This window comes from Streptomyces sp. HPF1205 (assembly GCF_020400825.1).
Lineage (GTDB): Bacteria > Actinomycetota > Actinomycetes > Streptomycetales > Streptomycetaceae > Actinacidiphila.
Genome location: NZ_JAINVH010000053.1, coordinates 20106 through 33961 on the forward strand (window position 1 = coordinate 20106; position 13856 = coordinate 33961).

Here is a 13856-nt window from a genome sequence, read left to right on the forward strand (position 1 = left end):
CCGTGAATGACTCAAAGGCAGTGTACGCCGCCGGCGGCTCCTGGCTGCCCTGTCCGGGGCTGTGGCATGGTCGTCGGAGCGAAGTCGAACCAATCCCGGAATATGTGGAGCGGCTTGATGGACTACATCTCCTACGTCCAGGCGCACCCGGATTTCTACCGCCCGCTCTACGAGGGCGAAGAATTGGGCGACATCTACCAGGCCCACGCCGTCCCGCCTGACTGGGAGCGCAAGGAGATGTCCTTCTGGGTCGTCCACAAGCCGCCCAGGACCGTTATCGCCACGCACGGGTGGAAGGTGCACGTCTCCGCGAGGATTTCGCGCGCCCAGGAGGTGCTCGACACGGTGGCGGAGGTCTGCGTACGGCAGAACATCGCCTTCAAACACCTCGGCACTCGGGCGTATTTCCTCATGCTCCACCACAAGCACGCGCCCCGGTCGCAGAACGGGAAGTTCATCGCCGCTTATCCGCCCGACGTGGATGCCGCCCGTCGGCTCATGGAGGAACTGCACGCCACGTTGCCGGACGAGACGGGCCCCTACATCCTCGGCGACCGGCGCTGGCGTGACTCGCACGCGGTCTCCTACCGCTACGGCGCCTTCGAGACCATCCCGGTGATCCAGCCCGACGGTTCGGAGGAGCTCATGGTGCCGGACGGGTCCGGCAAGCTCGTTCCCGACATCCGCGGCCTGTCGTTCACCTTGCCGGAAGGGATCGTGGACCCCTTCCTCGCAGAGACCCGCCCGCTGCGCCACTACACGGCCACCTCCGCTCCGGCGCCGCAGACCGTGTCGTTCGAGGGCCTCACCTTCACCGGACTGCTCCGGCACTCCAACGGCGGCGGCGCCTACGTCGCGAAGCTGAAGGAGACCGGAGAGCAGGTCTTCGTCAAGGAGGCCAGGGCCCACTCCGGGCTCTACCCCGACGGGACGTCCGCCTGCGAACACCTGGAGCACGAGAACCGGATCCTCCAGGACCTGGCGAGCCGGGTTCCCGCGGTGGCGCCCGCGCCCGTCAAGTTCTTCAAGCGCTGGGAGCACAGCTACCTCGTCACCGAACTGGTCCCCGGCGTGTCGCTGATCGACTGGGTCACCAACCACCACCCGGGATTCACCGTCGCGCCCGACAGCGACCACTACCGGGCGTACTGGGACCGCTGCGTGCACATCATGGAACAGCTGGCCCGTTCCCTGGCGCGGCTGCACGAGGCCGGCTACCTGTTCCTCGACGTCAGTCCGCGCAACGTCCTGGTGGACGACGACGACACCGCGCGCTTCATCGACTTCGAGACCGTCGGCCGGGTGGGCGGCCCGCTGAGCCTGTTCGGCACCCCGGGCTACTTCCCCGACCTCCCCGGTGACCGGCTGGGCGCGGAGATGGACAAGGACCCGACGTTCTGCGACCGGTACGGCCTCGCCGCGCTTGCCCAGCTGCTCACTTTCGGCATGAAGACCCACGTCACGCAGCGCGAACCCGCGGCCCTGCACCACCTGGCCGACCTCGTGCGCCGCAGCTCGGGCAGCCCCGTACCGGACGGCCTGTGGCGGCAGTCCACCGCGTTCGCCGCCGTGGACGCACCGACCACCCTCCCCTCGCCCGGCGAGATACGCAGTGACCCGCTGGGCAGCCTGCGGCGGCTGAGGGAGTCGGTAGCCGACGCGATCCTCGCCGCGGCCGCACCGGAGGGCCGGGTCCTGTTCCCCACCGTGCCCCGCGGGTACTACGCCCACCGGCACGCGGTGATCTACGGGACCGCGGGTGTGCTGCACGCCCTGCGCCTGGCCGGCCGCGAGGCCCCGCCCGACGTGGTGGCCCGTATGCGGCGCGAGAGCCTGGACGAGATCGTGCTCAAGGCGCCGGGACTGCACTCCGGCAGCGCGGGGATCGCCTGGGTCCTGGCCGACCTGGGCATGATCGAGGAGGCCAACACGCTGCTGGCAGCGGCGGAGAAGCACCCGATCCTGGACCGCAGCGCCACCCTCGGGGAGGGAGCCGCGGGAGTCGCCCTGACGCACCTGGCGCTCTACGGGCACGACAAGGACGAGAAGCACCTGGACGCGGCGCAGCGCATCCGCGCGTCGATCCCGGCCGGGCCGGCTCTCCTCGAACGGCTGGAGACCGAGGGGGCGACCGGCCTGCTGCACGGCAGGGTCGGCGTCGCGCTGCTCGACCACTACCTGTTCCGCCTGCTCGGCGACGACGGCGCCCTGCGCAGCGGGCTGGCGCTCCTGCGCGACGAGGCGGCCCTCGCGGACCCCTTCCCCGGCGGCGGCATCGGTTTCCGGGTGTCCACGCAGGACCAGCGCCTCTACCCCTACCTCTACCGGGGCTCGGCGGGTTTCGGCACGGTCGCCGCGCGCTTCCTCCCCTTCGCCGACGAGGAGCTCGCCGACGCGGTCAGCGGGGCGATCCGCGCCAGCACGGCCGCGACGACGTACTACGCCGGTCTGTACGAGGGGCAGTCCGGGCTCGTCTTCGCCCTCGCGGAGCACGCGTCCTTGACGGGCCTGGACAGCAGCCGCGCGGCGGCGCTGGACACCGCCCGGGCCCTGTTCTGCCACGCGGTGTCCGACGGCACCGGTGCGCACTTCCACGGTGAGTACCTCATGCGTTTCAGCACCGAGCTGTGGAGCGGATCCGCCGGCGTCCTCCTCGCCCTGACCCGCCTGCTGGACGACACGCAGGACGCGTTCTTCACCCTGGACCACCTCGTCGCACAGGCAGCCCCCGGGCAGGACGCCGCTGCTTCCCCGCGCTCCCTTTTCGCACCGGAAAAGGGTATTTGAGGAAAGTCGAGGAAAGTCGAGGAAAGGAAGGACGACGCCCATGGCCGACATCCAGGTGATGGAAGAAGTGCTGGCCCTCCAGTTGCTGGAGAGCGAGACCCCGACCCACGACCGGCTCGCCGCCTCCGGGCTGTGCACCAGCACGACCGCGAGCACCGGCTGCACGAAATTCTGATCGGCACCTGTTGCTGACGCCTGGGGGCCGGGGCGGCCGTCCTGGCCCCCGGGCGGTGACGGGGCCGGCGCACCGCGAGTCTGGAGGACGACGTGGAATTCTCCCTCTTCTTCGTGGGCCAGCTCTCCGAGCCCACCCCGGCACGGGAACGGCAGATGCTGCTGGACTGCGTCGAGCAGGCCGTGCTGGCCGACCGGATGGGATTCGACCGCGTCTGGGCCGTGGAGCACCACGGCCTGAAGTGGTACTCGCACATGAGCGCGTCCGAGGTCTTCCTGACCTGGGTGGCCGCCCGCACCGAACGCATCCGCATCGGGCACGGGGTCGTGACGATGCCGTTCGCCTACCAGCACCCGGTGCGCGTCGCCGAGCGCACCGCGATGCTCGACGTCCTGTCCGGGGGCCGTCTCGACATCGGTGCCGGGCACGGCGGCAGTGACCAGGAGACAGCCCTCTACGGCGTCGACCGCGAGGCCGCCCGCCCGCAGGTGCGCGAGGCCCTGGACATCCTCACCGGCATCTGGCGCAGCGAGCGCTTCGAGTGGCACGGGTCCGTCGACATCGGCCCGGGATCCGTCTTCCCCCGGCCCCTGCAGGAGCCGCACCCGCCCCTGTTCCTGGCGTGCAGCAAGGAGGAGACGCTGCGGACCGCCGCCACCCTGGGCCTCGGGGCCCTCGTCCTCGGTTTCGGCGGCCCCGGGATCACCCGCCGCAGGCGGGCCGTGTACGACGCCGCGCGCGCCGGACGGACACCGGAGGGTCTGCTGTCCCCCGCGGTGAACGACCACTTCGCGGTCGTCTGCCCGACCGTCGTCCTCGACGACGCCGCACGGGCGCGCGCCGTCGGCCTGCGCGGCCAGCAGTTCTTCGTCGAGTCGTCGCGGCACTGGTACGGCGGGGGCAGGCCGCCCCGGCAGGATCCGGTCATGGACGGCGAGCGGGCCCTGCGGGGCGCCGAACGGGACATCCTCGACGAGCTGGACGCCTGCGGGGTCCCCTTCCGGCCCGAGTACGTCGCGGCCTACAACACCGACCACCCCTACGGCACGGCGGAGGCGGCGGTGGAGCGCGTGCGGGAGCTGGCGGACGCGGGGGCGGACGAGGTGATGTGCCTGGTGCAGATGGGAACCGTGCCCCATGAGGTGTGCCTGGAGACCATCCGGCAGTGGGGGGAGAAGGTCATCCCGCACTTCCGGTCCGGCGCGGTGACGGGGCGACGGGCGTCCGGGCCGCCGCGTCGTACGTGACCGGCATGGGGCGCTGCCACTGCCCGCACACGCACGGCACCACCATCCCCCCACACACATGGAGGAAGACCTCGATGACTCCTTCCCTCGCCCGCTCCTCCCCATCGGGCCGTCTGCTGCGAATCCTCTCGGCACTGGCCTTGATCCTGACCGGCGCCGCAGCGGTGGTCTGGCACACCACCGGTACCGCCTCCGCGGCGACCTCGACCGTCATCGGCACCGCCTCCGGCCGCTGCCTCGACGTCACCGGCAGTTCCACCGCCGCCGGAACAGCGGTGGAACTGTGGGACTGCAACGGCGGGTCGAACCAGCAGTGGGACGTCACGTCAACGGGTGAACTGCGGGTGTTCAACGACTCGATGTGCCTGGACGCCTACCAGAAGGGCACCACGGCGGGCACGAAAGTCGACATCTGGACCTGCAATGGCGGCACGAACCAGCAGTGGCACGTCAACTCCGACGGCACCATCACCAGTGCCTCCTCCGGGCTCTGCCTCGACGCCACCTCCGGCGGCACAGCCAACGGCACCCCCATCGAGCTCTACACCTGCAACGGCGCCGCCAATCAGAAATGGACCACCAGCGGCGGTGCCACCACTACCGGCGGCACCACGGGGGGCTCATCCGGCGGGTACCCCGATCCGGGGGCTGTGACCGGTGACACCGGCGTGCACGATCCGTCCATGGTCAAGCGGCCGAACGGCGGCTACCTGGTGGCGTACACCGGCAACGACATCGGCCTGAAGACGTCGCCGGACCGCACGGCCTTCCACAACACCGGCTCGGCCTTCCCCAGCGGTGCCTCCTGGACCTACGCGTACACCAACAACTCGCGCAGTCTGTGGGCACCGGACCTCTCTTACCACAACGGCCAGTACTACATGTACTACGCGGCTTCGACGTTCGGCTCCAACCACTCGGCGATCTTCCTGGCCACCAGCCCCAGCGGTGACCCCGGCACCTGGACCAACCGCGGTCCGGTCATCGCCTCAAGCGGTTCGGACAACTTCAACGCCATCGACCCCAACCTGGTCGTCGACGCCCAGGGCAAGTGGTGGCTGGACTTCGGCTCCTTCTGGTCCGGCATCAAGATGATCGCACTCGACCCCTCCACCGGCCTGCGTGCCGACACCACCATGCGCTCGATCGCAGGGCGGAACGGTGGCCCGATCGAGGCGCCGTACATCTTCCACCACGGCGGCTACTACTACCTGTACGTGTCGTTCGACTACTGCTGCCGCGGCGCGTCCAGCACCTACCGCATCATGGTCGGCCGCTCCACGACGGTGACAGGCCCGTACACCGACAGCAACGGCACGGCCATGACCGCCGGCGGCGGCACCCAGATCCTCGCCGGCCACGGCAGCATCCACGGCCCCGGCGGCGAAGGCGCCTTCGCCGACACCGATCACGACATCCTCGACTACCACTACTACGCCGACAACGGCGCGTCCTTCCTGGGCATCAACTACCTTCTTTACGACACCAACGGCTGGCCGTACGTGTCCTGACACCCACGGCACGCGGGTGCGGCCCCGACTCGGGCCGCCCCCGCGTGAGGTTTCGTTGGGCATGCAGCTCTGCGCGGCCAGGCTGTTCTGCGGGTCGTCGTCGCTGTTGGGCACGCTCTGTACGGACTTGACGCTGCCGTCCGAGCAGAAGGCCATGTCGACCTGCTGCCAGATGGGCGGAGCGCCGTTGAACAGTGAACCCTCCGTGTCGCCCCAGCCGCGGAAGAACATGTTGTAGAAGTCCGTGGCGGTGGTGGCCATCTGCGGCGGCATCTGCCCGGCGTTGACGGCGCTGCGGATCTGCGCGACCCAGGCGCCGAAGTTCGCGTCGGTCCTGCTGGTCCGGGTGTCCAGCGGCCGGTAGCCGATCGATCCGCCGCTGATCGCCTTGACGGCGACGCATTTGCCGGTCGAGTCCACCTGCGGGGCGCTGACGTGCGGCATGTACGCCTCGCCCGGCGTCGTACCGGTGACCAGCGGGTGCAGCCGCGGTGGAGTTCCAGCTCTCGACGACCCGTACTCCGCTGCCGATCTCGCGCCGGAGAAGCTCATCGACGAGATCGTCGCGGGCGAAGCCCGGTCCGGTCCGGACACGGCCGATGTGCCGCGAACCGGCCCCGTACGCCCACCGCTGTCACTAGACTGCGCGCACCGACACGGGGGGGATCGGCCGCGAGGGGCGAGTGCGGAACCGGCGGCCCCGCCACCAGGCAGCCCGCCTTCGGCCGCGATACCGCGCGGACGCCCTGGCAGCCCGGCGGGCTGACCGTCGGCGCCTCGTACTTCTCCTATCGCGACGGCGGCGTGAGCTTCGTGTCCGGCGGGCTGATGCCTTCCTTCGGGCTGGGCGGGATCACTCCGCGGCTGGGGGTCACCGCCGGATTCGCCTTCTGACCCGGTGGCCCGCCCGGCAGCCCCGACCGCCCAGGCCGGGCGGGCCACGCTCCCGGACGGGAGCGGGGGCGAAGGCGGCGAACATCCAGGAGCGGCGCGCGATGACGGCGCTGAGTATTTCCACGACAACGTGGTGGGGAACTGCAACTCCTGACACGGCCCGCGGTGGTGCCTGCTGCCCGGATCCCTCCGGGCAGCAGGCACCACGGCTTCCCCACGTGTGCCCGGGCCCGTTCAGCGGCCTTCCGCGATCGAGGCCCGCCCAGTCCGGCGCACCCGGCGGTGCCCGCTCCTCCGCCGGCCAGTCGAAAGCGACGACGGCGACTGCTTCGCCGACCGTGTCAGCCGCCAATCGGCGCGTGCTTCACCCTTCCGTGGCAAACCCGGCATGCCAACCCTGTGCACAGGGCGTGCGAGAGCAGACAGGGCGTACGAGACGCGCACGGCACGCCCTGTGCCCTCGGCCTGCCGGCCACTACGTCGGCCGGCAGGCCGCACGCACACCGTCCGCGGGCCGGCGACCGGCGACACCGGCGACCGGCGATGCGGGTGCGGCGTGCCCGGTGGAAACCGGCCGCTACCGCGTCAGCAGCTTCTCCAGGACGTCCGCCCCCTTCGAAGCGCCGCCCGCGCCGCGCACGATCCGGCTCATGCCCGCCGCCCGGGGCCGGTAGGACCGGACGTCCCGGACCGCCTCGCGCAGGCCCTGCACGGTCGGCTCGGCGAGCGTCCGGCCGACCTGCAGCTCCTCCGCCCGCCGGGCGATCGCCCGCTGTTCCGGTATCTGCGGCACCGCCACGAAGGGCACCCCGTGGTACAGCGACTCCATCACCGAGTTCATCCCGGCGTGGCTCAGGAACACCTCGGTGTGCCGCAGCACGGCCACCTGCGGCACGTGCGCGCGCACCTCGACGTTCGCCGGGATCGGGCCCAGCGACCCCCGGTCCAGTCCGCCCACCGCCATGACGACCTGCCAGTCGCTGTCCCCGAACGCCTCGATGCAGGTCCGGTAGAACTCGGGCCGGTCGTTGAAGACGGTTCCCAGCGATATCAGCAGCACCGGAGCCTGCGACCGGGGGCTCCACTCCTCGGCGGTCTGCCGACTGCTCAGCGACGGCCCGAGGAAGTGGAAGCGCTCGTCGAAGGTCTCTGCCGACATCTGGAACTCGCGGGGGATGAACACCAGGCTCGTCGGGGCCACGTGGCCGAACATCAGGTTCGGGTCCTCGAGGAAGGTGTGGCCCTGCGCGAACTTCCCCATGTCCTGGATCGCGGCCACCAGCCGGGGGTTGGTGTGGTCGAAGTCGGCCGGTAAGTAGACCTGCGCCGCCGAGAAGGACTCGTTCTCGGCGAAGGTCGGCACGAGGGAGATCTCCGGCACCCCGAGCAGGTTGGCCAGCATGCGCCCGGTGAAGGTCACCGAGTCGTAGCACACCGCGTCCGGCGGGTCGGCCGAGAAGTGCTCGGACAGGACGGGGAAGGAGACCCGCGCGTCGTCGAGGTAGTACTCCAGCGTCACGGCGAGCTGGTCCGCCGTGAACTCGCCCCGCGCCGCCATGTCGGGCGGTAGCTGCGAGGGCAGGGTCACCGGCGATGCCCCGGCGGCGACGGGGCCGTCCATGGTGGCCGGTCCCGTGGCGTAGCTGACCCGGTGACCGCGCCGGACCAGCTCTTCGACCAGCGGCAGGGTCGGGTTCACATGCCCGGACGCGGGCGCGCTCACGAAGGCGAAGTGGGCCATCAGCTCTCCTCCAGGATGACCGGCAGGGTCTTGTGTCCGTTGGTGAAGAAGGAACCCAGCGGTTCGAGTTCCGACGGCGGGACGGCGAGCCGCAGCCGCGGGAACCGGGAGAACAGCGCGGACAGCGCCGTCGTCGCCTCCAGTTTCGCCAGGGGGCTGCCGAGGCAGTAGTGCACGCCGTGCCCGAAGGTGAGGTGGTCGGCCCGCGACGGCCGGGTGACGGAGAAGTCCTCCGCGTCGGCCCCGTGCCGGGCCGGGTCGCGGCCGGCCGCGCCGTAGGACAGCAGGATCGCCTCGCCCTTGCGGATCCGCACGCCGTCCACGGAGATGTCCGCCACGGCGTACCGCAGCGGCAGGTTCGGCACCGGCGCCTGCCAGCGCAGTGTCTCGTCCACCACGTCCTCCCACGTGCTGGTCCCGGACAGGACCAGGGCGAGCTGGGACGGGTGCGTGGCCAGCGCGTGGACGGCGTGGTCGAGCAGGTTGACCGTCGTCTCGAAGCCGGCGGAGATGGTCAGCAGCAGGGTGTCCAGCAGTTCCCGCTCGGACAGTCTTGTGCCGTCCGCCTCCTGCGCGGCAATCAGGTCGCTGGTCATGTCGTCGCCGGGGTCGCGCCGTTTGGCCGCGGCGAGGTCCTTGAGCAGCATGTACAGCTCGCCGGAGGCGGCCTGTACGCCTGCCGGGTCCGCGTCGAGGCTGAACACCGCGTCCACCAGCCGCCGCAGGTCCGCGCCGGTCTGCGCGGTCACCCCGAACAAGCCGGTGATCACCTGGATCGGCAGCGGGAACGCGAATCGTGCGCGCAGGTCGACCGGCTGCCCCGGTGGCACCGCGGCCAGGTCGGCGATCAGGCCGGCCGTGATCTCCTCCACGCGCGGCCGCATCGCCTCGATGCGGCGCGGGGTGAACGCCTTGGCCACCAGGCTGCGCAGCCTGGTGTGGTCGGCCCCGTAGGCGGTGAACATGTTCTGCATCGCGACCCACATGATCAGCGGCCAGTCCGGCGGGACGTCGCCGTCGCGCCACATGGGCCAGTGCTTGTTCGCGTCCTTGGACACCTTCGGGTCGAGCAGCAGCTTCTTCGCCAGGTCGTGCCCGGTAACGGCCCAGGCCGGCACGCCACCGGGCAGTACGATGGGCGTGGCCGGGCCGCGCTCGCGCAAGGCGGTGGCCTCGCCGAAGATGTCGCCGCCCGAGGGGTCGATGACGTACGCGTCGGCCGTCGGGCCCTGCGCGCGCGCCGGCTCGGTGAAGGTGGTGGTGGTCCGTGGCCTGGGCGGCTCGGTGACCTCCAGCAGGGAAGCGGTGAACCGCGAGCCCATGCCGAGGCCGATCGCCATGATGGTGTCGCCGGGCTTGAGGGTCTCGTCGTGCAGCAGGTGGTCCAGGCCGAGCAGTTGGTCGCACGGCCCGACGTGGCCGAGTTCGCGCAGCATCGGCCAGGTGGTGCGGCTCAGGTCGATGCCGAGCGGCTCCAGCACGACGACCTCGAGCTGGGCCAGGCCCAGACCGGTGACGACGAACCTGGTGATGTCGGCGATGCCGACGCCGGCCTCCTTGGCGGCCTGCTCGACCGCGGTGACCAGTGCGCCGCTCATCAGCGTCAGGTACGGGGCCAGGCCGGTGACTTCTATCGGCGTACGGTTGCGGTGGCCCTCGGGGTCCGGGATCGTCGGGGTGGCGAGGACCTCCATCTGGGTCGCGGCGCTGTTGGCGGTCGCGATCAGCCGCGCCCGGCCGCCCTCGCGGTTGAGCACGGCCGCGACCGCGCCGTCGGCCAGGAAGATCCCGATGGTGGGCTGCCAGCGTTCCCACCGCGGCGGCAGGAACCGGGCGGTGGCCGTGGCCAGGGTCGCGGTCGCGGCCGGGTCGGCCACCAGGTGCGCGGCGGCGGACTGCAGCGCGGCCGAGCCGCCGTTGCTGGTCGCCTCGACCTCGTAGACGAGGGCGTGGCCGAGGCCGAGGACACGCTGCAGGTGGCAGGAGGACGCCATGTGGTCCTGGTGGTCCATCTGGGCGTAGGCGGCCATCGAGATGTCGGCGCCGCTGAGGCCGGATTCGCGCAGGGCCCCGATCGCCGCGTGCACGGCCATCGCGTGCTCGGTGACGTCGTCGGAGCGGGTGAACGACACGAAGTCCGACAGCGCGAGCAGCCGCCGCATGGTCTCGGTGTCCGGCACGGCTTGCGTCGCGGGCGTTCGGGGCGGCAGATATCGCCCCGTCCCGCCGATGTAGACGTTGTCCCAGATCATGCGTCGTCCTTTCCCCTGAGTGCGGACAGCCCGGCCCCGTACCCGCTGAAGTCGAGGAGCCACGTGCTGATGGCCAGCGCCGTGGCCGCGGAGTGCTCCTCCAGTACGGTGAAGTGGTCGCCGGCGACGGTGATCACGTCCTGGGCGGTGGTGGACATCCGGGGCCACGAGCGCTTCCCGGTGGTGACCAGCAGCACCGGCGCGGCAACGGGCTCCGGGGCGCCGGCCAGGTCGAGGTAGCGGCCCATGGCCAGCAGCCGGTCGTCGTCGACCGGCTGGACCTGGTGGCCGGCGTCGAGCATGCCGGTGAGCACGCCCGGCACGTCGTCGGGGTAGCCGTCGATCAGGACCACGGCGCTGGGCCGGGCCCCCCGCCGTTCCATTTCCCCGGCGGTCGCCAGCGCCAGCCACGCGCCCACCGAACGGCCGACCAGCACCGGCGCGGTGACGGCCGGCACGGCCTCGGCCAATGCCTGGACCAGGACGTCGGCGTCCGTGGGCAGGGGATCGCCGGCCCAGCCCGGCAGGGTGACCGCCGTGACGTCGCGGGTGGCCTCCAGCGCGGCGGCGAAGCGCCCGTACTCCTCGATGCCGCTGGACGCCAGCGCGGACGGCAGGCAGACCAGCGACGGCTGGAGGAAGCCGACCGCGAGGGCGACCGCCTCGGCCTTGGGCGTGTCGGTGGCCGGGCTCAGCCGGGACGCCGTGGCCAGCAGGTCGAGGCCGTCCTGCGCGCGGCCGACGTCGACGGCCTTGCGCAGCAGGCGCTCCATCGGCCCGGCGACCCGGTTCTCCGGCGAGCACAGCTGCCCGTAGAGGTGGTTGACGAGCTGTTCCGGCGTCGGGAAGTCGAAGACGAGGGTCGCCGGGAGCTGGAGCCCGGTGGTCGCGTTGAGTCGGTTGCGCAGTTCGATGGCGGTGAGCGAGTCGACGCCGTGGTCGCGGAACGGCTGACGCGGGTCGTCGATCCCGCCGGGGGTCATCCCGAGGATGCTCGCGCTGTGCGTGACGACCAGGTCGAGCAGCAGGGCGCGCTGCTCGGGCTCGGGCAGGGCTTCGAGCCTGGCCCGCAGGTCGTCGGGGCCGGCCGCCGGGGCCGGCGCGCGCCGCGGGCGGGCGAGTGCGCGCAGCAGTGCGGGCGGGGTGTCGATCGCCGCGAGGTCGAGGCGGACCGGCACCAGCGCCGGGCGTCCGCCCGCCAGGGCGGTGTCGAACAGGTCGAGGGCCTGCTCGGTGGCCAGCGGCAGCATCCCGGTCCTCGCCAGTCGGCGGTGGTCGGCCCCGGTCAGGTTCCCGGTGATGCCGCTGGACTCGGCCCACTGACCCCAGGCCAGGGAGGTGGCCGGCAGGCCGCGCGCGTGCCGGTGCTCGGCCAGCGCGTCGAGGAAGGCGTTCGCGGCGGCGTAGTTGGCCTGCCCGGGGGCGCCGAACACCCCGGACGCCGAGGAGAACAGCACGAACGCGCGCAGGTCCAGGTGTTCGGTGGCCTCGTGCAGGTGCCAAGCGGCGTCGGCCTTCGAGCGCAGTACCGTGTCGATCTGCTCCGGTGTCATCGATCCGGCCACGGCGTCGTCGACGACCCCGGCGGCGTGCACGACGGCCCGCAGGTCGGGGATCGTGGCGACGAGATCCCTCAGCGCCCCGCGGTCACCGGCGTCGCAGGCGACCACGGTGAGGGCGGCGCCCAGTTCCTGCCTGAGCCCCTGCGGCTCGGCGCCGCGGCGGCCGGCGAGCACCACGTGCCGGGCGCCGTGCCGCGCGACCAGGTGCCGGGCGACCAGGGTGCCGAGCGTGCCGGTGCCGCCGGTGATCAGCACGGTGCCGTCCAAGGGCCCGGCCGGGGCTGCCGCAGCGGCCGGGGCGGCCCGCACCAGTCTGGGCACGAGGGCGGTTCCGTCACGCAACCGGATCTCGGGCTCGCCGTCGCTCACGGCGGCGCGCACCGCGGCGGGGATCGCCGCGCGCGAGGCTGCCGTGCCGTCGTGCGCGACGGTCAGGATCCGCCCGGGGTTCTCGCTGTGCACGCTGCGCAGGAAGCCGCGGGCGGCGGCCGAGGCCAGGTCGTCGCCGGTGAGGACCACGAGCCGGGCCGACGTGTCGGTGGCCAGGAACTCCCGGACCGTGCCGAGCAGTTCCCGGGTCACGGTGTGGGCGGCCGCGACCGGTTCGCCCTCGCCGGCGACCTCGTGGAAGACCGTCTCGGTGTCCGGGCCGTCCGGTGCCGCGATCGGGGTCCAGTCGACGGCGAACAGCGTGCTCGGCCGCCGGCCGGCGCCGAGGCCCGCCGCTTCGACCGGCCGCAGGACGATCTCGTCGATGCTCGCGACCGGCGTCCCGGCGGCGTCGCTGATCCGCACCGCGTAGGTGTCCGGCCCGGTCGGGTGCAGCACCACGCGGACCGTCCCGGCCGACCCGGTGACCGACACACCGGAGAACGAGAACGGCAGCCGCGCCGGACTGCCGCCGACGTCGCCGTCGTCGGCCGTGGGGCCGGCGGGGCCGGCGGGGCCGGCGGGGCCGGCGAGCAGGGTCAGCGGCTGTATGGCGGCGTCCAGGAGCGCGGGGTGGAGGCGGTAACCGGTCGACTCCGCGGGGTCAGCCGGGAAGCTCACCTCGGCGTGCAGGTCCTCGCCGTGCCGCCGGATGCCGGTGAGCCCCTGGAAGGTGGGCCCGTACTCGTAACCGGCTTCGGCGAGCCGGTCGTAGAGCGCGCCGATGTCGATCGGCACGGACTCGCTGTCGTCCGCGCCGAGCACGGCCGCCCGGGCCGCCCGTGTCACCCCGTCCGCCGCCGGACCGAGCACCCCGGTCGCGTGGCGGGTCCACTCGTCGGGCTCGGCGGAGGTGCGGGAGTGGACGGTGACGGGCCGTTGTCCGGTGTCGTCGGGCGCGCCGACGGTGACCTGCACGTGCACACCGTCGCGCTCGGCGAGCACGAGCGGCGCCTCCAGGACCAGTTCGGACAGAACGGGGCTGGCCGTGTGCTCGCCGGCGTGGACGGCCATGTCCACGAACGCCATCGCGGGCAGCAGCGTCGAACCGAGCACGGTGTGCTCGGCCAGCCACGGGTGGACGGACGCGGAGAGCTTCCCGGTCAGCACCACGCCCTGCCCGTCGGGGAGCTTCACCAAGGATCGCAGCAGCGGGTGGTCGGGGGTGTCGAGGCCCTCCGACGGGGTGGTGGGCTGGAGCCAGTAGTGCTGGTGCTGGAAGGGATACGAGGGCACCCGCACCGGCACCATGGCCGCA

At 72.1% G+C, this 13856-nt stretch carries 7 protein-coding genes; 4 read left to right on the forward strand and 3 right to left on the reverse strand.

Annotated features, from left to right (window positions below):
• Positions 1-117 precede the first annotated feature (117 nt).
• The 4 genes from lanKC (at position 118) to K7G61_RS34170 (ending at position 5720) form a co-directional block, all read left to right on the forward strand.
• On the forward strand, positions 118-2787 hold the full coding sequence (lanKC, locus tag K7G61_RS34155) for a class III lanthionine synthetase LanKC (RefSeq protein WP_225851039.1): 2670 nt from the start codon (positions 118-120) through the stop codon (positions 2785-2787).
• Between the two features lie 40 nt (positions 2788-2827).
• Entirely contained in the window at positions 2828-2962 is a 135-nt protein-coding gene (locus tag K7G61_RS34160; RefSeq protein ID WP_225851040.1) for a class III lanthipeptide, read from the forward strand.
• Positions 2963-3054: 92 nt separating this feature from the next.
• Positions 3055-4209 (forward strand): LLM class flavin-dependent oxidoreductase, encoded by a 1155-nt coding sequence (locus tag K7G61_RS34165; protein WP_225851041.1) that lies wholly within the window; start codon positions 3055-3057, stop codon positions 4207-4209.
• 74 nt (positions 4210-4283) lie between these two features.
• A complete protein-coding gene (locus K7G61_RS34170; protein ID WP_225851042.1) occupies positions 4284-5720 on the forward strand; it encodes a family 43 glycosylhydrolase in 1437 nt (478 codons plus the stop codon).
• Between the two features lie 1471 nt (positions 5721-7191).
• Here K7G61_RS34170 and K7G61_RS34175 read toward each other — a convergent pair.
• The 3 genes from K7G61_RS34175 to K7G61_RS34190 form a co-directional block, all read right to left on the reverse strand.
• Complete coding sequence (locus K7G61_RS34175; RefSeq protein WP_225851043.1) at positions 7192-8355, reverse strand: macrolide family glycosyltransferase; 1164 nt, start codon at positions 8353-8355, stop codon at positions 7192-7194.
• A complete protein-coding gene (locus K7G61_RS37175) occupies positions 8355-10607 on the reverse strand; it encodes a cytochrome P450 (protein WP_308190794.1) in 2253 nt (750 codons plus the stop codon). The genes K7G61_RS34175 and K7G61_RS37175 overlap by 1 nt, the downstream gene beginning before the upstream one ends.
• Positions 10604-13856, reverse strand: a 3253-nt coding sequence (locus tag K7G61_RS34190) for a type I polyketide synthase (protein ID WP_225851044.1), incomplete at its 5' end; no start/stop codon positions are given. The genes K7G61_RS34190 and K7G61_RS37175, both read right to left, overlap by 4 nt.

What these genes read in the sequence shown, in the direction of transcription:
- lanKC (WP_225851039.1), top strand. Translation starts at nt 118, where the DNA reads ATGGACTACATCTCCTACGTCCAGGCGCACCCGGATTTCTACCGCCCG.
- K7G61_RS34160 (WP_225851040.1), top strand. Translation starts at nt 2,828, where the DNA reads ATGGCCGACATCCAGGTGATGGAAGAAGTGCTGGCCCTCCAGTTGCTG.
- K7G61_RS34170 (WP_225851042.1), top strand. Translation starts at nt 4,284, where the DNA reads ATGACTCCTTCCCTCGCCCGCTCCTCCCCATCGGGCCGTCTGCTGCGA.
- K7G61_RS37175 (WP_308190794.1), bottom strand. Translation starts at nt 10,607, where the DNA reads ATGATCTGGGACAACGTCTACATCGGCGGGACGGGGCGATATCTGCCG.
- K7G61_RS34175 (WP_225851043.1), bottom strand. Translation starts at nt 8,355, where the DNA reads ATGGCCCACTTCGCCTTCGTGAGCGCGCCCGCGTCCGGGCATGTGAAC.